The organism is Leucobacter sp. UT-8R-CII-1-4, from assembly GCF_030010235.1.
In the GTDB taxonomy this organism is placed as follows: domain Bacteria; phylum Actinomycetota; class Actinomycetes; order Actinomycetales; family Microbacteriaceae; genus Leucobacter.
Window position 1 is genome coordinate 30,005 of record NZ_JASCRS010000003.1, and the last position, 20,077, is coordinate 50,081.

A 20,077-nucleotide genomic window follows, 5' to 3' on the forward strand; every position below is an offset into this window, starting at 1 on the left:
ACTAGTTCGAGAACTGCTTCAGAATCTCGCCGTAGCGGGTGATTTCTTCGACAGCAGTTTCGCTGGTCCAGTCAGAAAGTCCAACGAGGTCGAACATCACGGTCGCAGCCTCTGGCGATGAATCTGCGTAGTCATCCATCAGCTTGGTGAGCTGCTCGACGAGGTCGGCTGGCAGCGTCGATGAGACTGCTACGCCACCGTTTGGAATCATGTCTGAGTAGCTGAAGGCGACAACCTTTTCGGCGATGTCTGGCGCCTCTGCGGTTACCGTGGTGCGCGCATCCCAGTAGCCAAAGCTCAGCTCTGCGTCACCGTTGTAGACGGCGAGAACTGCGTTGTTGTTGCCCTCGACGGGCACCTGAGTGATGTCTTTGTCGGTGTCAATGCCGGCCTCACGCATGGCAACAACTGGGTACTGGTATCCGGCTGGCGAGGTGGCGGCCTGCAATGCAACCTTGGTGCCAGGGGTGATCTTCTTCAGCGAATCGAGGGCGGCTGGGCCCTGTCCCGTTGCCTCGGCGGCAGCGGTCTCGATGCCGTTGCAGTACGAAAGCTCGATACCGCTCGCGGCGTAGGTGCTCATTACTGGTGCGTCTGCACAATACTTGTCTGGGTTGTTGGTGAAGCCAACTGCCGCGTATGAGGTGGCACCAAAGCGCACGTCGCGAAGAGCGAGGGTTGCGTCGTACTGTTCCATTGCCTGGTAGATCGAACCGGCATCGGCGATGATCACCTGCGCCTGGTCGGCGCCGAGGGCTTCAACGGTTGCCGCGTAGTCACTTGCGACGACGCCCTCAACCTTGATGCCGAGGTTTTCGGAGAGGTAGCTGGTGAGCGGGTCGAGCGCTTCAGCAAGATCTTCGCCCTCTACCGATGGCACAAGTGAGAGAGTGATGGACGATGGCCATTCGGTTGGCTCGTCTGCGGGGGTCGCACCGCCGGCGCTGCAGCCGGCGAGTCCGAGGGCGACGACCGCGAGGGCGCCTGCTGCGAAGACGGGTGTACGCATGGGTGGGGGTTACCTTTCGATACCGGTTTCCGAGCTGATCCGCTCGGGGTTGCTGGATGCCGCTGTCACGGCCCAGGCGGTGATTTCGGCGGCGAGCGCGGCGAGCGACTCGCCCCGCATCGTTGCTGAAAAGTTTGAGCTCGCGGCGGTTGCGCCTACGAGAGCGGTGTCGGCGCCGAGGGCAGCCGCTGGCGCGAGGTCGAATTCGACGATGTCGCCGATCGAGAGCACGGGGCCGGTTTGTAGGAGTGGCTCGACGATGCCGTGCAGCCCTGCTGGTTTGGCTGCTGTGAAGTGCAGTTGGTCAAAGCTGTCTGGTGCGCCCCAGCTTTCAAGCACTCGGCGAATGCCTGCCTCTGGTGCGTTGGTCGCAAGCACCAGCTGTGCTGATCCTCGCAATGTTGCGAGAAACTCGGCAAGGCCGGTCATTGTCGCTACCGGGGCGAGCTCGGTGCCAAGAATCTCGCGGCTGTCTGCGTATGCCTGCTGCAGGGTGGTTTCGTTGATGCCGTAATTGGCAGCGAGACTGCCCACAATGTCGTAGCCATCGCGGTAGCTGCTTTCGCCCGCGTCGTAGCTGGCGAGTGCCTCATCGACTGTGTCGAGGTATTCGCTACCTGCTGACTCGGCTACCTTGAGCGCGTATGCGCGAACGGGGCCGTGACCGATGGCGAGGGTGCCATCGAAGTCGAAGACGATGCTCGGGGCCATGCATATTCCTTCTCGATTTGGACGATGATTCCAAACCTAGAAGCCTTTATGGACGAAATGTCTATGTAACGGTGAACAGCGGGTTACATCTAATTGACAGCATTCCAACGAAGGGTCGAGTTACGAGAAAAATCCTCGAGAAGAAGCGCTGGATCACCGGCAAACGGGAATGCGGTGATGAGCGAAACCGGCGCACTTTGCCCGCCGCCAATGGGCGCAATACCGTAAATCAACGCCGAACTCTGCGAGCCCAACGCCGGTTGAGGACTCGGGCACACCACCACCCGGGCGAGTCTGCCACCAACCACAGCCTCGGCGACACGGGCACCCGCCGGTGGTCGCCGTAGCAATGGCAGCATCACACTCTGCACACGATCAAGCAGGGTACGGCCCGAGTCATGCTGCAGGTGGAAGGCGTCGACTGGCAACCCGAGCGCTTCCGCAAGTTCTCCCCGCAACCAACGATCACGCTTCAACCCAAACGGCGTTGGCACCTCAGAGAACCAATACCCGTAAACATGCAGTAACCCGGCATTGCCAATTGGAAACTCACTTTTCAGGCCCGCGACGCAGTGCAACAGATCACTCAGCTCGCGATCAATCATGGCCACCCCAGTGAATTCATCGATCAACGTAGATTTACCCCAGTGGGCAAATCGATCCGCTTCTGCATCTTGAGAGATCTGGGCGCACACCAGTTCAAGCATCACCACATGCTCGGAGGTGCCGGCTGCTTGAGGGTTGTGGCTCATTGCGCTCATGCGACTCAGCATCACAGCGTCAAGCGTCTATTTCGTGAACAGCTAAGTCGACAAGCACACAGAAGCCACAAAGCTAGTCCGAGCAAGATCGCAGTACGCTCTCTTGAACAAGAGAACTACGCCCGTGGAGCCGAACAACAACGTCCATCGAGCGAGCGCACTCGTCAACTAGGAGCAAACATGTTCAACGGCCTCAATGCCTTCCCGCTCACACCGCTGAGGAGCGACGAAATTGATGAGCGCGCATTTATTTCAAATATCGAGCGACTCAGGGGTGCAAGCCATCACGGCGCTCGGATCAACCGGCGTTGCCGCCTACCTCTCACACGAAGAACGAAGCCGTGTGGCCAAACTCGCGGTGTGCCACGCAGGCAATGTGCCTGTTGCAATTGGAGTAAGCGCGCTACGCACGAGCCAGGTACTCGAACACGTTTCCTCGGCAGAACACGCAGGCGCGCAGGGATTGCTACTTGCCCCCATGAGTTACCAGCCGCTCACCGAAAACGATGTCTTCGAGCTATTCCGCACCGTCAGCCAGCACACCGAGCTACCGGTGATCGTGTACGACAACCCCGCCACCACACATTTCACTTTCAGCCCCGAGCTCTACACCCGAATCACTGAGCTCCCGGGCATCGCATCAATCAAGATTCCGGCTGTGCCCACCGAAGCTGCCGCCGCAGAAACACGGGTCAGCGCGGTGCGAGCTGCGATTCCCGAACACGTCACAATTGGCGTCTCGGGCGACATGGCGGCCGCGAGTGGCCTGAGTGCAGGCTGTGATGCCTGGTATTCAGTGCTCGGCGGCACTCTGCCAGAACTCGCCCTCAGCATTTCACGGCCAGCAATGAGCGGCGATACAACAGCTGCGCTTGCGGCTTCGACCCATCTCATGCCGATCTGGCGTCTATTCAGTGAGTTCGGCGGCAGCATTCGAGTAATCGCGGCGATCGCGGAGTTGCTCGGGTACGCACCCGAGAACTGCTTACCGTTGCCAATCCAGGGGCTCAGAGGCGCCGAGCGCGAGCAGGTTGCCGAGGCACTTCGCGAGCTTGGCCTGACTGCCGCCAGCTAACCAGCTAACCAGCCAGTCGACTTTCCTGCCGACCGCCACCCTGTCAGCTAATTGCCGTAGGGGGTGAGGTGCTCAAATACGATCTGTGTTTGAGTGCCAGCAATCGCGGGGTGCACGCCAATATGCGCCGAAATGAAATCTCGCAATTGGCTCACGCTCTCAACTGAAACGTGAAGCAGCACGTCTCGCTCACCGCCGATCAGATAAACGTGCTGCACGCCGGGTAGTCCGCGCAACTCATCTCCTAGCGTGTGCACTCGATCGCGCATGTGCCCGTGTACTCGAATAAAAATGAGGGCGCTCACCGAAAGGCCCGTCGCTTCGGGGTCGATCTGCGCGTGGTAGCCGGTAATTACACCGGCCTGCTCAAGCGCCCGCACCCGGCCATGGCACGTAGAGGGTGCGATACCGGCAAGCGCTGCCAGCTCAGTATTTGGAATACGTGCGTCTTTGCGTAAGGCCCCAATAATCACGCGGTCGATGTCGGTGAGCGTCAGTCCAGTCACGATGATTCCTCTCAATGGCCCGGCGCGTTGCATTCCAAATTCGAATGATTGCCGATACCTCACACCATAATCGACGATTATTCGATATTCATTGCCCTTTGGCGATAGATCAGGCAATCTTGCCTCAAGATTCTCAACGAGCAATCAGCGCTCGCCACCCCGTCGCCCTTTGACGATCCAACGAGAAAGAAGATCAGCATGCAGAGCAACGCAGCTAGCGCCGCAATGAACACCCGTGAGGCCTGCGTCGCCGCTGACGCCAACGACCCGCTCGCATCTTTCCGCGCGAAGTTCTTGCTGCCCGAGGGCGAGCTGTACTTCGATGGCAATTCGCTAGGGGCTCGCCCGATCGGTGCGAGCGAACGTGCCCTTGACGTCGTCGAACGCGAATGGGGCACCGACCTGATTCGCAGTTGGAACACCAACCACTGGTTCGATCTGCCCATTCGTATCGGCGAAAAAATCGGCGCTCTCATCGGCGGTGGCACTGGCAGCACCGTGGCCACCGACACCACTTCAATCAACATCTTTAAATCACTCGCTGCAGCGCTAAGAATTCAGGAAGAAGATGCACCGGGCCGCCGCGTGATCCTCTCCGAACGCGACAACTTTCCCACCGACCTCTACATGATTCAGGGCCTCGCCGAGCTACTCGACCGAGGCTACGAGCTTCGCCTGATCGACGATTCGCTCTCACTCGACGAAGCAATCGACGACGACGTCTCAGTTGTGCTGCTCAGCCACGTGAACTACCGCACCGGAGCTCTCTGGCCTATGGCAGAAGTCACCGCAAAAGCACACGCCAACGGCGCCCTAATCATCTGGGATCTTTGCCACTCAGTAGGTGCAGTACCGGTAACGCTTGCCGAAGCCAACGCCGATTTCGCGGTCGGCTGCACCTACAAGTACCTCAATGGCGGGCCCGGCTCACCAGCCTTCATCTGGGTTGCTGAGAAACACCAGGATCGCTTCCAGCAGCCACTCTCAGGCTGGTGGGGCCACTCAAATCCCTTCGCCATGTCACCTGAATACGCACCGGCAGACGGCATTCGTAAGTTTCTTTGCGGCACCCAACCGATCACCTCACTCGCGGTTTCAGAAATCGGCATCGACATCGCGCTCGAGGTCGATCAAGACGAACTGCGCGCAAAGTCACTCGCGATGACCGAGCTCTTCATCGCGCTGGTCGAACAGCGCCTCAGCGACCATCCGCTGACCCTCATCACTCCCCGCGAACAAGAACTCCGCGGAAGCCACGTCAGCCTGCGTCACCCCGAAGGCTACGCCGTCATGCAAGCTCTGATCGCGCACGGTGTGATTGGCGACTACCGCGAGCCCGAGGTGCTGCGCTTCGGCATCACCCCGCTCTACCTCGGCTATGCCGATGTTTGGGACGCGGTTGAGGTGCTACGCAAAGTGCTTGACGAGAAGCTTTGGGACACCCCTGAGTTTCAACGCCGTGGGGCCGTGACCTAAACAGATCACCAAACCAGAGCGATGGCGACAATGGCAAGAGCGCACACCGCGAGAGTAAGCAGCAAGATGCTCCAAGGATCGGCAGCGCCCCGACCGCCACGAATCGCTCCCGCCGCTCGCCGATAGTGCTTTGACTGCCACGCCAAAAGCACTGCCCCTGCCGCCACGCTGAGCGTCACAACCGCGAGAACCGTGGCACCGAGCCCCAGCTGCGCAGCCCAGCGCAGAGCGATCGCTCCGGCGACAGCAAGCGCAAAAGAAGTGCGCTGCCAGGCCTGAGTGGTGCGCTCGGGCTGCAAGCCCGGATCCTCGTGTAATGCTGTGTCGATGCTCATCCCAGAAACAGTGCCCAACCCAGCAACAGCGCTGCCCCGAGCACAGCAACCAGGCTAAGGAACGGCACCAATATCGGCAACGGCAAAGCTCGACCGCGGCGCATTGCCCCCTCAACACGAAACCAGCGAAACCCTGCACCTGCAGCAAGCAACAACCCAGCACCGAGCAAAAGCAACACCAAGAGACGCTGCAACTGAGGAGCAAAAGCGTCGATGTGAAACGCTTCGATCGCAAGACCGCCAGCGATACAGGCAAGCGCGGTTCGAATCCAAGCCAAGAATGTGCGTTCATTGGCGAGCGTAAACCTTGGATCGGGTTCTTCGCCGCCTGGAAACATTTTTCGAGCAAGGTGCCCGTGCGCGTCTTCGTCATGCATGGCGTCACGCTAGCAACCGCGGAACGTGACGCAAGATGGTTATAACCGAATCGGTATGACCTCACCCGTTTGGGCATTGGATCGCGACTGGGTGAGCGAATAAGAATTGGAGACCACGGCGCGCAACGGTGCGTAAGCCATTCCAGGAGGTGTCGGCATGTCAGCAGCACAAAGCAACCTAAAACGTTCCATTACGCTCACCCAGGCAACCGGAGTTGCATTTCATCAGGTGCTTGGCGGTGGTGTGATTGCGCTCATGGGCACCGCGATTGCGCTCACCGGCGCCGGTACACCGCTTGCGTTCTTGGTCGCGGGCATAGCGGTGCTCGTGTACTCACTGCCGGTAATCACCATCGGCAGCGCCATGCCCGCCGTTGGTGGCAGGTACAGTTACGCCGCCCGCTTACTCTCCCCCTCTGCCGGCTTCTTCACCATGTGGATGACCATTCTCGTGACCATCCAGCTCAGCATGGTGACACTTGCCGCAGGCCACTACGTGCAGGCGATTCTGCCCTGGGCAGACGCAAAGATCGTCGCAGTCAGCATCATGGCCCTCTTCTTCGTGCTGAATCTATTTGGAGCAGCGCTTTCGAGCAAGGTTGGTATCTACCTCGGCATCGTGATGATCGTCGCCTTCGCCATGTACGGCGTGCTCGGTATGCCTCAGGTTGATTGGTCGCACTTCACCGAGCAGATGCCAAACGGTGGCGGCAATTTCTGGTACGCGGCAGCCCTGCTCACCTTCGCAACAACGGGTGCGGTTGCGGTTGTTTCTGACATCGGTGGCGAAATGAAACGGCCAAAGCGTGACATTCCAATCGCAGTTATCGTGGGCACGCTGCTGACTGTCGCACTTTACATTTTTGTTGCGATTCCTGCCGTTGGCGTCTCGGGGGTTGAAGATTCTGCAGGTAAGACGCTCATTGAGATGGGCAGCTCATTCCTGAGCTCGGGCCAGTCACTTTTCTTCGTGATCGGCGGCGCGCTATTCGCTGTGATCGGTCACGTAAATTCGCTGCTCACGGCCGCAACGAAGCCGGTGCTTGCGGGTATTGAAGATGGCTGGCTGCCGCGCGGTCTCGGCTCAGTGAACCGTCGCTTCGGCACTCCGCATTGGCTGTTGCTGGGCCTCTTTGTGATCGGTGCGGGCCCGGTTGTGCTTGGCATCTCGGTTGAAGCTCTCGCCGGTATTGCCGGTCTCTGCTCGGGTCTGGTGATGGCAGTGCTGCTCATCGGCTCGTGGCGTCTGCACGTGAAGTGGCCGGAGGCTTACCGTGCGGCACCGTTCGCGCTGAAGAAGGGACCGCACCTGGCCCTCGTGATTATCGGACTTGGCATTCTCGTGGTTCAGACCGTCTTGCTGTTCAACCGTTTGACCGACGCGAACAAGATTTCCCTCGTGGTCTGGCTGGTGCTTGGTCTGGTCGTCTGGTTTATGCGACGAGGATCGGTCGCAGCGTTGAAGCAGCCTGCCAGGGGCCCAGTGGCCGCTGAGGTTAAAGAGTCGAGCGAATCAGCTGATTCAGCTAGTTCAGCGAACTCGGCCGACCCGGCAAGCAACGAAACACGATAACCACACTTTTCAACCAAAAGAGACAAAGTCATGACTACCCCGAGTTATCTCACCCGCCAGCCGCCACGATTCCGGGCTGAGCCACCGCGCAGAACCGGCATGCACCTGGTCATGCTTGGCACACGTGCCGGCCCGTTCCCCAGCCTCCGTGCTGCCACTTCAACCGCGCTCGTGGTCGATGGTGTCGTCTATGTGATTGACGCCGGCGCCGGCCTCGTACAGCGTTTTTTCGAAAGCGGCCTGCACTTCGGTGATGTGCGTGGGATCTTCCTCACCCATCTGCATTCAGATCACGTGGCAGATTTTTACCCGTTCATCAATTCGAACTTTCCGCACTGGCGCTATGACGAGCAAACTATTGCCGTGATTGGCCCAGATCGTGCCGACGCAGGCGACCTCAGCACTCCAGGCTTTGCCGCCGCACCAAACACTCAGTTGATTTGTCCAGAAGATCCAACGCCCGGCGTGATCGAAATGATTGACTACCTGTTTGCTGCAAATGCATACGATCTGAACAACGCGATCCATACTGTGCGTCGGGTTGCAGATCGCCCGCGAGACCTCACCGGCACAAACGGAGAGGGCATGCTCGATATCCGAGCGATTCCCGCGCCTGCCGAGGCGGGACCGGAGCACGTATCACCCGACATGGAACCCGTGCTGGTTTACGAAGACGATCTGGTGAAGGTCACCGCCATTCTGGTGGAGCACCCACCGGTCTACCCCGCCTGGGGCTTCCGTTTCGATACCGCCTACGGTTCGGTCACCTTCAGTGGCGATGCGGCACCGAATCCGAACCTGGCAAAGCTCGGTAACGGCACTGACATCTTGGTAAACGAGGTGATGGATGTCGAGAGTGCCCTGGCCGTATTTACCGGCACTGAGCTCGAAAGCACAATGACCACGCAAATTCTTGAAGCGCACACTCCGCTGTCTTCCGGAGTTGACCCCCGCAGCGGGTCTGGCACCGTCGGCGTTGGAGCCTTTGCCGCGCAGATGGGCGCTGCTGGCCTGGTGCTACATCACATCTATCCAGACGATGGATCAATCAGCAGTGAGTACCTTGAGGTCATTGCCAGTCATGAGTTCGGCGGTCCGGTACACGCAAGCGAAGATCTCGATGTGATCGATGTCGCCGCTTTCCTTGGCCGGGACTAAGCGCCCAAAAACGCTAAAGTGATGCCCGGCTGCTGCGCTAGTCTCAAAGCAGGAGCCGGGCGTTTGCCTTCGGCGGAGAGGTCGAGACCATGAGCGTCCAGGATCCCGAGCCAGAGTTCAGCCCTGCCGACCACTTCGATCACATTCTTGATGGCCGGCTGCGCATGCGCCATCTCACCGCCATCATCGCAGTGGCCGACACCGGCGGTTTTGGCCGCGCCGCACAGGTGCTTCGCGTTGCACAGCCGGCGGTAACGAGGTCTGTAGCGGAGGCCGAGAAAGCGCTGGGTGTGGTGCTGTTCACGCGTTCGCCCCAGGGTGCGACGCTCACTCCGGCCGGCCGCGTGTTTGACGATCATGCGAGGGCGGTTCTGAAACATTTGCGTTTGGGTGCCCGCTACGCCAAAAATGTCGCAGAGGAGACCGGTGGCAGCCTGGTCGTTGGTACGCATCTATCGGGAAAACACCGTCTGCTCTCCGAGGCGATTGTTGCCCTGCTTGCCGTTCGGCCCGATGTGCGTATTGAGCTGGTTGAGGCAACGCCAGATCAGCTACTGCGGCAGCTACGATCGGGCGATATCGACATTTTGGTTGGCCGAGTGGATCGCCAGGCAGAGACGAGTGACCTGGTTGCGCGCCCGCTCGCAATTGAGGCGGTGACCCCGGTAGTACGCCGGAATCACCCGGCTGCACTCAACGGCACAAAGTCGCTGGCTGATCTGCGCGAGCACTTGTGGTTGCTGCCGTCAAACAGCACGCGCGTTGGCCGTTTCGTGCGCTCCGGTTTCACTCAGGCTGGGGTTGAACTGCCAAGCCGCGTGATCACCCACTCAACGATTTCGCTACCCGAGACGCTCCTGCTCTCAACCGATCTGGTCGCCATAGTTCCGGAGGGCATGGTCTCGGGCGACGATCGTTTTGTCGCGCTTGATTGCCCCGAAGTGACTATGGAGCGCACTCTCGGCGATATCGTGTTGCGCGGAACGTCAGCCCACAGCAGTGTGAGCAACGATTCTGCGACGGTGCGAGATTTTCAATCTGCACTTGAGCGAGTGATCACGAGCGTTGGGCAGCGCCGTCCCGCGGCTTGATCCAACGCGAAAACCGTGACTTAGTTTTCGCTGCCGTACTGCGGTGCGTGATAGCGCTCAGAGTTTTCGGTGTCTTGCTCTTCCTTGCCGTTGTTGAAAGCAGCGAGGTCACGAACGTTTTTCTGCACGGCAACCGCAGCGAAGAGGCTCATCGTGAAGCCGATGCCATAAAACCCTTTTTCGCTGAGAATCAGGCTGCCCGCGTTCCAGAGGCCGATGACCAGCAGGGCGAGTGAGATAACAACTGCGAGCCAAGTGAGGCCGTAATACAGATTTGTGACCGGGATTCCCTCGGCGCGATCGCGAACGGTTTTCTGCAGCGAGACAGCAGCGAACAGGCCAAGGATCAGGATCGCGAAGTAGTAGCCCTTCTCGTTAAGCTCCATGCGCGAGTTAAACAGACCGATGAAGTAGCAGCTCAAACCGATCAGCAAAGCGAGCCATGAAATACCGATGAAAGCAGGAGTTGGCTTCTGTGCAACAACGCGGACTTCTTGTGATTCGTTCGACATGAGGGGGTTCCTTTACAGGTCATCCGAGAAGACATTCCTTCTCTGGAATTCAACCAAGCGGCTTTGCAAGGTTGATTACTCTGTGAGCATACTTACCTCTGTGTTGCGGATCGGGAATACGTCTACGCCCTATTTCTGCGAATCATCGAGCCCCTGGTAGGCATTGAGCACCACCGGCTTAATCGGAAAGTGGGCAGTAAAGTATCCGGAGCTCTCAATATCGCTCTTGCGCGCCTCTGCAATGCGGGCAGAAACCGTGCCCTCGCAGTAGCGGCCCTGGCAGGGCCCCATTCCACTGCGACACTCGAGCTTGAGAGCACTCGAGCTTGATAAGAAGGGGTTCAGATCAAGCACCTCATCTATTCGCTCTGAAGTTACAAGCTCACATCGGCAAACAATGGTTTCTTTTGGCGCTGAAAGGTGCGCTAGAGCATGGCGGTTTGGCTCAAACATTTTTTGAACGACGCTCGAAAAGCGTGCGCTCTTGGTGAGATGAGTTTCTGAGTCGGCAAGCGCCTTAGTGAGCTCTTGTGTACGCACGCCAAGGGAGTATGCAATATTCAGGCCGGCATGCCAGCCCTCTGCCCAAGACTGTTCTGCACCAGCAACCCCGGTTGGTTCACCGGCAATGTAGATTGACTCAGCACTGGTGGCGAAACTCGCATCATGCCGCACAACCCATCCCCCGAGCTTTGAACTCCACAGCATCTCGCAGCCAGCCTGCCGGGCTAACTCGGTCGATGGTGAGAAGCCATAACCCAGCAGCAAAAGGTCTCCCTCGAGCTCTCTTGATGTACCGACTGGCCTCCAATTGCGATCAACCCGGGAGAGTTTTGCACCCCGCAAAGAAGACTTCCCGATCGCCTCGGTGACTATGGTGCGAGTTGAAATCTTTACTCCCCTGGCCACAAGTTTTGCCGTTGCACGGGCCGCTTCGGCAAACACAGCCAAATGCCCGGGTGCTGCAGGAATCGCTTTTGCGGCTTCACTGACGCTTGGCAAGCCACGCGCAAACGCGATCTCAGCAATCTGTGCTCCAGCGTCGATGAGTTGCTCTGCTGCAATCAATAGCAACGGGTGAGAACCGGCGAGAATGATCCGCCGACCGGCAAGTACCTTCTGGCTTTTGAGAAGCGACTGCGCAGCTCCCACCGTCATTACCCCTGGAAGGGTCCAACCGGGGAAGGCAACAGGCATGTCATATGCCCCAGTGGCAATAAGAAGCCGGCCTGCCGCCACAGTCTCACCGTGGCCATCTCTGCTGACGCCAATTTGAAGCTGCATCCCCGAGGCATCTCTGTCACGAAGCACGCCGTATGCGGTGCTCCGGAACATCGTGCGGATGCGGGGGTGAGACTCAAAACGTGCGATCAGCTGCTCTGCCCAACGGTACGGACCGTAGTTCGTTTTCACGCCGAAACTTGCCGGTGGTCGCCTAAAAATCTGGCCGCCACCCTGAGCTTGCTCGTCGATAACCAGAACATCGATACCGTGTTCTGCTGCTGCGACTGCTCCCGCCATACCAGCTGGGCCGGCACCAACGATCACCAGTTCATTCATCAACTTGCCTCATGCTTTTCTACGCACATACCTGCTTCGGCATCTGTGAGACAGGACCGCACCAGACGTTGCCCATTGACTGTTACGACGCAATCGAAACAGGTGCCCATGTTGCAAAACGGCTGCCGTGGCTCGCCGTTGGCAGTCACCGCAAACTCTTCCACTCCCGCAGACATCAGCGCAGCAGCTAACGTTTCCCCTCGGTGAGCTGCGACTGGTTTTCCGCAGAATTCGAACTCGAATGGCTCGCCGCGCTCGGCGTTTAGTCGTGATGCGCTCATGATTGCACCTTTTGAAATCTCATTGGATCAAAACTAGAAAGATCTGTATCTGGAGCGCGACCTGCCACAAGCGCAGCAAGCGCCTGGGCAAAACTTGGCCCCAAGGTAAACGCTGATCCACCGGTCGCGACAAACATTCCCGGCTTACCTGAAACAGCACCGACGAGCGGCAATTGGTCGGGGGCCACAGTCGTTGTGCCAACCCAGCTTCGCAGTGTGGGAATGCCGTTTAGTCCCGGTACTACCGCGAGCGCCGCGTTAGCGTTGCCCGCAAGAGATTCGCGCAGTAGTTCTGGCCTTGCCGAAAGGTTTGGTTCTCCCCCGGCTGTTTGCATCAATCGCGCAGGCCAGCCTCCTCCGATGAGCACATTGCCGTCGAGCGCCTGCTTCAACGATAGCCTCGCACCGGCGTGCTGAATCAGATGTCCTATGAACTTTGGCACTCTCAGGGTCGCTGTCATTGTTAGTGCCAGCGGAATGGTTGGCAGACTGCTGCCAACCATTTCGCCAAGTGCAGTTGTCCACACCCCGGCTGCGATCACGACCGCGTCTGCGGTAACCTGTCGAGTAGCAGCACCCTCTTGCAGAGTTACTCGCCATTGACCTCCGGTGCGCTCCATCGCGGTGACTTCGCATCGAGCACGCACTTCTGCCCCCTCCCGTACGGCGGCCCTGGCAAGTGCAGGAGCCGCCGTACGCGTGTCGGCCTTCCCCTCAATCGGGCTGTGGGCGGCCGCCACGATTGAGCTGGAAAGATATGGTGCAATCTTTTGCACCCCGGCCTGGTCGAGCATCTCGACATCCAAGCCCCAGGAGCGCTCGATTTCAGTTTTCTGCTCGAGCAACTTCGCCTGTGCGGAGTTCTCGGCAACCATCAGGCCACCAGATTGCTTGACCTCGAAGTTCTCGCCGCTAAGCGTCGGCAGCTGGGCCCAAAGAGTTGCCGCTTCGAGGTGCAACGGCATTGCTTCAGCGGCTTTTTTAGCCGCTTCGATGCCGTGTTCCATCATTCGATACTCAAGTTGGAAGTGCAGGCTGCCCGCGTTTTGCCCCGAGGCATGCTGGTTGATCTGGTCGCGTTCGGCAAGTAGCACTGACGCTCCCTCTCGCGCCAGCATCCAAGCGGTCGCGCAGCCGAGCAGGCCACCGCCAACTACCAGGGCATCGAAGTGGTCGCTCACGACGAAGCTACGGTTTCAATTCCGAGGCTCAGCAGGGTGTCTTCGATTCTTGCTACTCCGGCAGCGTCGAGTTCGAGTAGCGGATCGCGCACAAATCCAGCTGGCACACCTCGCAAGCGCAATGCTGTCTTCATAATCGCCTGCTGATTGCCAAATTGCACGCCGTAGTCTGGTCGGAACCAGGACTCCATGATGACGCGATCACGTTCACCCAGCTTGATGGCACGGTCACGATCACCCGCGGCAATTGCACGCCAGAAGTCAGGGTGATCCGCGCCGAGCACTCCGCCCGAGCCCATCAAGCCGTCACCGTGTCCGAGTAGTGCAAGGTCAGCACCCAGTTCGCTCGTTGGCATTCCGAAGTAGCGAACCTTTGACTCAAGCTTGTACATTCCGGAAAGGAACGACGCGAAGTTTCCGGTTGAGTTTTTTATTGCAACAACGTTTTCAATATCGGCGAGCTCATCGAGTAGGTCGGTGTCCATGTCAACAACGCAGCCACGGGGCCAGTTATAAACGGTCAGCGGAATGTCTGATGCGTCTGAGACTGCCTGGTAGAAGCCAACAATCTCTTCTCGATTGGGCACTACGTATGGGGGTGGCGTGAGCAGAATGCCGTCGAGTCCTGCGCGCTCTGCTGCATGCGCGTGCGTAATCGCTTCGGCCTTTGTAAAGGCGTTGCACGCACCGATCACTGTGAAGTTTTCGCTGCGGTACTTTGCACCGGCAGCAAAAAGGTCTGCCCGCTCCTGAGTGTTCATGCTGAACCACTCGCCGCTCGTACCGGCGAGGATCACCCCGTGCATACGCTCAGCAACTAGCCACTCCATTTGACCATCGAAAGATTCAAGATCAAGCACGCCACTCTCGCTAAACGGAGTAGTGATTGCCGGAATGTATCCGGTCCATGCGACGCTAGTGCGATCCATTGTTATTTCCTCGTTTCAGCGGAGTGTGTTGCTGAGCGCAGCACTTGGGTTAGGCGTCTTGCAGTGCTGTTTGACGTGACTTCTCGACGAGTCCGTCCGCACCTTCGAAGCTGCGTCCCCAGCCAGTAATCACGGCGATGATCATTACCCCAGTAAGTACGAGCGGGTAAATGGTCGCAGGGAACAACTCGAATGTCGAGATTGGAGCTACACCCTCGTAGCCCTTTGTCAGCAGCGCTCCAATAAATAGGTACGCACTCAGGAACGGAATGACTGACGCGAGGCCAAGCGCGAAGCAGTCCATGATGTTTGCGCGGCGGTAGGGGTGCAGACCTACTCGTGAGCCCAATTCATCAGCGATGGGGCCGAAGCTCAGCATCGAAGCCGAGTTGACGCCGCCGAAAAGCACCGTGGTCGCTGAGATGCCGATACCAATAGCGGCTTCGGCGCCGCGTGGAGTTGACGCTAGACGCCCCGAGACGAGTCGGTCAACCAGCATGTCCATCACACCGGCACCGCGCAGCACACCCATGATGCCGAACACCGAGATCACGAGGGTGACTGTGCCAATCATGTTTGCAACTCCGCTGTACAGGTACCCGACTGGTGCACCATCGCTCACACCGACAATATCGCTGAAGCCAATCAGGCCTGTTGCGAGACCGGTGATCGTTCCGAGAATCAGTCCCACCGTAACGGCCAGGAAGATGTCGCGGGTCTTCATCGCAACAATCAGCATGATGGCAACTGGGATCAGCATAACGAGCGGTAGCGGAGTCGCACCCTCGAAGTCTGGCGTTACGTTGCCGCTGTGCGCGTTTGCCATGCCGAGCACCAAGAACAGCACCGCGGCAATAGCGACGCTGATGAGGGCGTAGCGAGCTCGCTGCTTCACTACACCGCCGACGTCAGCGACGCCCTCCTTGCTGCGGAACCGCTGGCTTGAGGAGGAGATGATGGTGGTGTCCGAGATCGGAGCAAGGTTGTCGCCGAAAATGCCGCCAGAGAGAATTGCTCCTGCAAGTAGCGCAGGATCGGCACCAATCGCGATCCCCGCGGCGTAAAAGATTGGGAATGCAGTAAAGAACGTACCGATCGAAGATCCGGTCGACATAGCGATCGCGGCGACCGCAAGAAAGACAAAGAACGGGAAGATTCCGGCGTTAAGGCCAATACTCTGGGCGAGCCAAACGAATCCGCCGGAAACGTTGGTTGCCTTGATGAGTTCTGAGATCATTCCGACCATGAAGAGAATCACGACGATTGAGATCGAGGTCGGACTGCTGATGCCGCGCATCACGTGTTCCCAGAACAGGCTGTACTGACGCGCAAAGAGGGCGCCGATGAGCAAGGCGACAAAGCCGCCCATTGCGAGTGCCGTCATGTCGAACGCATTGAACACGACAAAGTAAAGAATGCAAAAAACTAAAAATATTGCGACGGGCAAAAAAGCCATCGCTATACCCCCGCGGAAGCGGAGTATCTGGTCGTTCATGGTGGAACCTTTCATACGCCTTTGTATTTCGGAAAAATCCTGTCAGGTTCTGTCAACTTTAGCAAACAAAATTTTACACACGGGTCATCTTTCCTCTATTTCCCGGCGTCACGCATGCAGTGCAACGCAACCTGCGCTCCGCTATGGTTAATTCATGGTTAGCGAAATTGGGAAAAACCTTCGCGATCTTCGCGCGGAGCAGGGTCTCTCGCTGCGCCAACTCTCAGCCGAAACCGGCCTATCCCCCACCCTGCTCAGCCAAGTCGAGCGCGGTATCGCAGAGCCAAGCCTAAAAACCCTTCGCGCGCTCTCCAGCGTGCTCGGCGAAGCATCATCATCGCTGTTTGCTGTCGAGAACCCAGTGCTCCTACACATCAGCCGACCCGGCGAACGCTCCCGCATCAGCACACCGGTTGGCAGCATCCAGTACGAACGCCTGACCCCAGGAAACGGCAACTTCGAAGTGCTCCGTGGCACTCTCGCACCAGGCGCATGGTCAAGCGAAACCGCCTGGTCGCACCAAGCGGTAGAGTGCGTTTTTGTCGACTCCGGCACCCTCGTGATCGAACTCGCTACAAAAACAATCGAAGTGCAGACAGGTGAATCTGTCACCTTCGCCTCGCAGCAAGCCCACCGCTACGGCAACAACAGCAGCGAAACAGTGACCTTCGTGCTCACGGTAAGCCCACCAACTCCATAGTCAACAGCCAGCAGCCCGGCCGCCGACCTAGCTTCGCGCCGCCCGGCGACTGCCAGCTAGCTCGAAAAAGCCTCGTAAGCAGAAACCCGTTCAGCAACCTCCTGCATTGCGGCGAGCGCCACCCGCACCAACGGATGACCCGATGATCCGTTTCGTACCGCGGCAAACACGCGACGAGTTGCGACGGGACCCGTCACCGGTCGCACCACGACACTGTTCAGGTTGATCCCCCGCAAAGCAGAACGCGGAATCAAAGCAACACCGGCCCCGGCCTGCACCAAAGCCACAACCGCGCGGAAATCATCTGAGTGATGCCGAAAATCTGGCTCGAACCCCGACTGCTCACACGCGTGCCACACCACCGAATGCAGCGGGTTGCCCTGGTACGGGCCGATCCACACCTCTTCAGCGAGCTCAGCCAACGAAATCTCGGTAGCAGCAAGCGCGCGATGCTCAGCAGGCAACACCACGTCAAACGGCTCAACATACAACGAATACCGTGTGAGCCTCGCATCATCTTCGCGGGGCGCACCGCGGTAATCGACCGCAAGCGCAATATCGAGTTCACCGTCGAGCAGCAGCTGCAAAGCCGCGTCACCCTCGACATCGTTCACCCGAAACCGCACGCCCGGATGAGTTTCGCGCAACCGCGCACTGGCCGGGGCAAGCACCTCGGTGATGCCAGTCGCAAACCCAGCAACCACGACTTCACCAGCCTCGCCAGCAGCAAAAGCGGCAAGATCAGCCTCGGCCCGCTCCAACTGCATCAACACTGCATCGGCGTGACGCAGCAACAACTCACCCGCACTCGTAAGCCGCACACCCTTGCCACTGCGGGTGAGCAATTGCTGACCCGTCTCTTGCTCAAGCGCATTCAGCTGCTGCGAAACCGCCGAGGGGGTGAGGTACAGCGCAGCTGCCGAAGCGGTCACCGTCTGATGGTCGGCGACCGCCCGAAGCACCCTGAGTCTGCGCGGATCAATCACGATGCCATTATCGTTCGAACTTCTTTGAATGCGGCCACAGCCACACGGACATCTTCAATTGAATGAGCAGCAGACATCTGCACTCGAATGCGTGCCTCGCCCAGCGGAACCACCGGATACGAGAAGCCGATCACGTAAATACCGCGTTCGAGCAGCAACTCGGCCATGCGTGCCGCCTCGGCCGCATCACCAATCATGACCGGCACAATCGCGTGCTCGCCCGGCAAGATATCAAAACCCGCAGCCGCCATCTCCGAGCGGAACACCCCCGTGTTCTCGGCAAGACGATCACGCAAATCCGAGGCTGTTTCAAGAATGTCGAGCACCTTGAGCGAAGCGGCGGTAATCACAGGCGCAAGGGAATTCGAGAAAAGATAAGGCCGTGCACGCTGACGCAGCAGATCAACGATTTCCTGACGCGCTGCAACGTAACCACCCGATGCCCCACCGAGCGCCTTACCGAGTGTGCCGGTGATAATGTCAACACGGTCCATGACGCCATGCAGTTCTGGCGTGCCTCGACCCTCTGGCCCAACAAAACCAACCGCGTGCGAATCGTCGACCATCACCATCGCGTCATACTTTTCGGCAAGATCGCAAATCTCTTGCAGCGGCGCAATGTAGCCATCCATTGAGAACACGCCATCGGTGACGATCAAACGGCGGCGGGCACCCTTGGTCTGCTGCAACTGCGCCTCAAGATCAGCCATATCCCGGTTCGCGTAGCGGTAGCGGCTCGCCTTTGACAGTCGAATACCGTCAATGATCGAGGCGTGGTTCAGGGCATCAGAAATCACGGCATCCGAGGAATCAAGCAGCGTCTCAAACACGCCACCGTTCGCGTCAAAGCACGACGAGAAAAGCACTGCGTCTTCTTGACCAACAAACGAGGCAAGGCGATCCTCGAGTTGCTTATGAATCTCTTGGGTACCGCAGATAAAACGTACCGATGCCAAGCCGTAACCCCACTGTTTCAGGGCATCTTCGGCAGCGGCCACGACCTCGGCATTGTCGGCAAGTCCAAGATAGTTGTTTGCGCAGAAGTTCAGCACTGAGCTGTTCTCGCCGTCAGCAATGACTGAAACAAGCGCTCCCTGCGCCGAAGAAATCACACGTTCTGGCTTCAAGAGGCCGTCGTTTTTGATCTGGCTCAGAGTGGCGCGCAGGTCTTCTCGTACTGAGGTGAACATATTTGGAGTTCCTTAATCAAGCGAGGTGAACAATGGGGAGGGAACCAGCTATGCGGTCCAGTCGAGCACGATCTTGCCACTGCTCGCACTCGCAGCTTCATCAAATGCCTGCTCAAAATCTTGTGCGGCATAGCGTCCAGTAATCACTGGGCTAAGGTCGAGGCCGCCCTGCACGAGCGTCGTCATGGCGTACCAGGTTTCGAACATTTCGCGGCCATAAATGCCCTTGATCGTGATCATCGAAGTCACCAATTTGGCCCAGTCAATAGCGAAATCTTCAGCCGGCAAACCAAGCATCGCAATGCGACCGCCGTGCGCCATACTGTCGAGCATGCCTGTCATAGCGATCGGGCTGCCCGACATCTCCAGGCCAATGTCGAAACCCTCTTTCAGGCCAAGCGCTCTTTGGGCCTGCTCGAGTGAGGTTTTAGCGGTGTTTACCGCGAGCGTGACACCCATCGACTCGGCGAGTTCAAGCCGGGCATCACTGATGTCGGTGATTACTGTGTTGCGCGCACCAGCATGCTTCGCCACCGCCGCCGCCATGATTCCGATTGGGCCAGCGCCCGTCACCAAGACGTCTTCGCCGACGAGTGGGAACGACAGAGCCGAGTGCACCGCATTGCCGAAAGGATCAAAAATCGCGGCCACATCGAGTGGGATCGCGATGCGATGCACCCACACATTGCTAGCGGGCAAAGCGACGTATTCGGCAAACGCACCGTTGCGGCCAACGCCGAGGCCCACCGTAGCTGCGCAGAGGTGCCGCCGGCCCGCCATGCAATTGCGACACTTGTTGCACACCAAATGTCCCTCGCCACTGACAAGGTCACCGACCGCAATGTCGGTCACATCGCGGCCAATCTCGACCACCTCACCCGAGAACTCGTGGCCGAGCACCAGAGGAGTCTTGATGGTTTGCTGTGCCCAACCGTCCCACTTACGAATGTGCAAATCAGTGCCGCAGATACCGGTACGCAGCACCTTGATCAGCACCTCACTGTGGCCAATCTCAGGTTCTGCAACGTCTTCCAGCCACAGCCCCGGTTCGGCATGCTTTTTGACTAGCGCTTTCAATGTGGTTCCTATCCGACAAACAACTTCGCACCCCGTGCGTTGCCTACAGTTTGCCGAGCAAAAGCTCACTTGCGCCATCGAGCCTTTCTGAAAC

Annotated in this window: 21 protein-coding genes; 6 read left to right on the top strand and 15 right to left on the bottom strand. The window is 58.4% G+C overall.

Annotated features, from left to right (window positions below; all coding sequences use genetic code 11):
- Position 1: 1 nt before the first annotated feature.
- From phnD to QBL02_RS07490, 3 genes are all read right to left on the bottom strand, one after another.
- On the bottom strand, positions 2 to 1,009 hold the full coding sequence (gene phnD, locus QBL02_RS07480) for a phosphate/phosphite/phosphonate ABC transporter substrate-binding protein (protein WP_282725785.1): 1,008 nt from the start codon (positions 1,007 to 1,009) through the stop codon (positions 2 to 4).
- A gap of 9 nt (positions 1,010 to 1,018) precedes the next feature.
- On the bottom strand, positions 1,019 to 1,720 hold the full coding sequence (locus QBL02_RS07485; protein WP_282725786.1) for an HAD family hydrolase: 702 nt from the start codon (positions 1,718 to 1,720) through the stop codon (positions 1,019 to 1,021).
- An 89-nt stretch (positions 1,721 to 1,809) separates the two neighbouring features.
- Positions 1,810 to 2,481, bottom strand: a complete 672-nt coding sequence (locus tag QBL02_RS07490; RefSeq protein ID WP_282725787.1) for an amino acid deaminase — start codon at positions 2,479 to 2,481, stop codon at positions 1,810 to 1,812.
- Positions 2,482 to 2,716: 235 nt separating this feature from the next.
- On the opposite strand from QBL02_RS07490, the gene QBL02_RS07495 reads away from it, so the two are divergent.
- Entirely contained in the window at positions 2,717 to 3,556 is an 840-nt protein-coding gene (locus QBL02_RS07495; RefSeq protein ID WP_349238638.1) for a dihydrodipicolinate synthase family protein, read from the top strand.
- Positions 3,557 to 3,603: 47 nt separating this feature from the next.
- Here the strand turns inward: QBL02_RS07495 and QBL02_RS07500 are convergent, their stop codons facing one another.
- Complete coding sequence (locus QBL02_RS07500; RefSeq protein WP_282725788.1) at positions 3,604 to 4,062, bottom strand: Lrp/AsnC family transcriptional regulator; 459 nt, start codon at positions 4,060 to 4,062, stop codon at positions 3,604 to 3,606.
- A 198-nt stretch (positions 4,063 to 4,260) separates the two neighbouring features.
- On the opposite strand from QBL02_RS07500, the gene kynU reads away from it, so the two are divergent.
- Positions 4,261 to 5,538 (top strand): kynureninase, encoded by a 1,278-nt coding sequence (kynU, locus tag QBL02_RS07505; protein ID WP_282725789.1) that lies wholly within the window; start codon positions 4,261 to 4,263, stop codon positions 5,536 to 5,538.
- A 5-nt stretch (positions 5,539 to 5,543) separates the two neighbouring features.
- Here the strand turns inward: kynU and QBL02_RS07510 are convergent, their stop codons facing one another.
- Both QBL02_RS07510 and QBL02_RS07515 read right to left on the bottom strand, forming a co-directional pair.
- Positions 5,544 to 5,873 (bottom strand): DUF202 domain-containing protein, encoded by a 330-nt coding sequence (locus tag QBL02_RS07510; protein ID WP_282725790.1) that lies wholly within the window; start codon positions 5,871 to 5,873, stop codon positions 5,544 to 5,546.
- Positions 5,870 to 6,250 (bottom strand): DUF202 domain-containing protein, encoded by a 381-nt coding sequence (locus QBL02_RS07515; protein WP_282725791.1) that lies wholly within the window; start codon positions 6,248 to 6,250, stop codon positions 5,870 to 5,872. The genes QBL02_RS07510 and QBL02_RS07515 overlap by 4 nt, the downstream gene beginning before the upstream one ends.
- Before the next feature lie 157 nt (positions 6,251 to 6,407).
- On the opposite strand from QBL02_RS07515, the gene QBL02_RS07520 reads away from it, so the two are divergent.
- The 3 genes from QBL02_RS07520 to QBL02_RS07530 all read left to right on the top strand — a co-directional run bounded on the left by QBL02_RS07520 (position 6,408) and on the right by QBL02_RS07530 (position 10,072).
- The gene (locus QBL02_RS07520) at positions 6,408 to 7,823 is read left to right on the top strand and encodes an APC family permease (RefSeq protein ID WP_282725792.1); all 1,416 of its coding nucleotides are present in this window, start codon (positions 6,408 to 6,410) and stop codon (positions 7,821 to 7,823) included.
- Positions 7,824 to 7,853: 30 nt separating this feature from the next.
- Entirely contained in the window at positions 7,854 to 8,981 is a 1,128-nt protein-coding gene (locus tag QBL02_RS07525) for an MBL fold metallo-hydrolase (RefSeq protein WP_282725793.1), read from the top strand.
- Between the two features lie 89 nt (positions 8,982 to 9,070).
- Entirely contained in the window at positions 9,071 to 10,072 is a 1,002-nt protein-coding gene (locus QBL02_RS07530; RefSeq protein WP_282725794.1) for a LysR substrate-binding domain-containing protein, read from the top strand.
- 20 nt (positions 10,073 to 10,092) lie between these two features.
- Here the strand turns inward: QBL02_RS07530 and yiaA are convergent, their stop codons facing one another.
- The 6 genes from yiaA to QBL02_RS07560 form a co-directional block, all read right to left on the bottom strand.
- Positions 10,093 to 10,584 (bottom strand): inner membrane protein YiaA, encoded by a 492-nt coding sequence (yiaA, locus tag QBL02_RS07535; RefSeq protein ID WP_282725795.1) that lies wholly within the window; start codon positions 10,582 to 10,584, stop codon positions 10,093 to 10,095.
- A 129-nt stretch (positions 10,585 to 10,713) separates the two neighbouring features.
- Positions 10,714 to 12,144: an NAD(P)/FAD-dependent oxidoreductase gene (locus tag QBL02_RS07540; protein ID WP_282725796.1), complete on the bottom strand. Its 1,431-nt coding sequence runs from the start codon at positions 12,142 to 12,144 to the stop codon at positions 10,714 to 10,716.
- Positions 12,144 to 12,425, bottom strand: a complete 282-nt coding sequence (locus QBL02_RS07545; protein WP_282725797.1) for a (2Fe-2S)-binding protein — start codon at positions 12,423 to 12,425, stop codon at positions 12,144 to 12,146. Before QBL02_RS07545 ends, QBL02_RS07540 begins: the two co-directional genes overlap by 1 nt.
- Positions 12,422 to 13,606 carry an FAD-binding oxidoreductase gene (locus QBL02_RS07550; protein WP_282725798.1) on the bottom strand — a complete coding sequence of 395 codons (1,185 nt, stop codon included), beginning with the start codon at positions 13,604 to 13,606 and terminating at the stop codon, positions 12,422 to 12,424. The genes QBL02_RS07545 and QBL02_RS07550 overlap by 4 nt, the downstream gene beginning before the upstream one ends.
- A complete protein-coding gene (locus QBL02_RS07555) occupies positions 13,603 to 14,535 on the bottom strand; it encodes a dihydrodipicolinate synthase family protein (protein ID WP_282725799.1) in 933 nt (310 codons plus the stop codon). The genes QBL02_RS07550 and QBL02_RS07555 overlap by 4 nt, the downstream gene beginning before the upstream one ends.
- A 49-nt stretch (positions 14,536 to 14,584) precedes the next feature.
- The gene (locus QBL02_RS07560; protein WP_349238639.1) at positions 14,585 to 16,045 is read right to left on the bottom strand and encodes a Na+/H+ antiporter NhaC family protein; all 1,461 of its coding nucleotides are present in this window, start codon (positions 16,043 to 16,045) and stop codon (positions 14,585 to 14,587) included.
- Positions 16,046 to 16,184: 139 nt separating this feature from the next.
- On the opposite strand from QBL02_RS07560, the gene QBL02_RS07565 reads away from it, so the two are divergent.
- Positions 16,185 to 16,730: an XRE family transcriptional regulator gene (locus QBL02_RS07565; RefSeq protein ID WP_282725801.1), complete on the top strand. Its 546-nt coding sequence runs from the start codon at positions 16,185 to 16,187 to the stop codon at positions 16,728 to 16,730.
- A 56-nt stretch (positions 16,731 to 16,786) separates the two neighbouring features.
- Here the strand turns inward: QBL02_RS07565 and QBL02_RS07570 are convergent, their stop codons facing one another.
- From QBL02_RS07570 to tdh, 3 genes are read right to left on the bottom strand one after another with little or no spacing between them, the layout of a single operon-like run.
- Positions 16,787 to 17,716, bottom strand: a complete 930-nt coding sequence (locus tag QBL02_RS07570) for a LysR family transcriptional regulator (RefSeq protein ID WP_282725802.1) — start codon at positions 17,714 to 17,716, stop codon at positions 16,787 to 16,789.
- On the bottom strand, positions 17,713 to 18,906 hold the full coding sequence (locus QBL02_RS07575) for a glycine C-acetyltransferase (protein WP_282725803.1): 1,194 nt from the start codon (positions 18,904 to 18,906) through the stop codon (positions 17,713 to 17,715). Before QBL02_RS07575 ends, QBL02_RS07570 begins: the two co-directional genes overlap by 4 nt.
- A gap of 48 nt (positions 18,907 to 18,954) precedes the next feature.
- Positions 18,955 to 19,983, bottom strand: a complete 1,029-nt coding sequence (gene tdh / locus QBL02_RS07580) for an L-threonine 3-dehydrogenase (protein ID WP_282725804.1) — start codon at positions 19,981 to 19,983, stop codon at positions 18,955 to 18,957.
- Between the last annotated feature and the right edge of the window lie 94 nt (positions 19,984 to 20,077).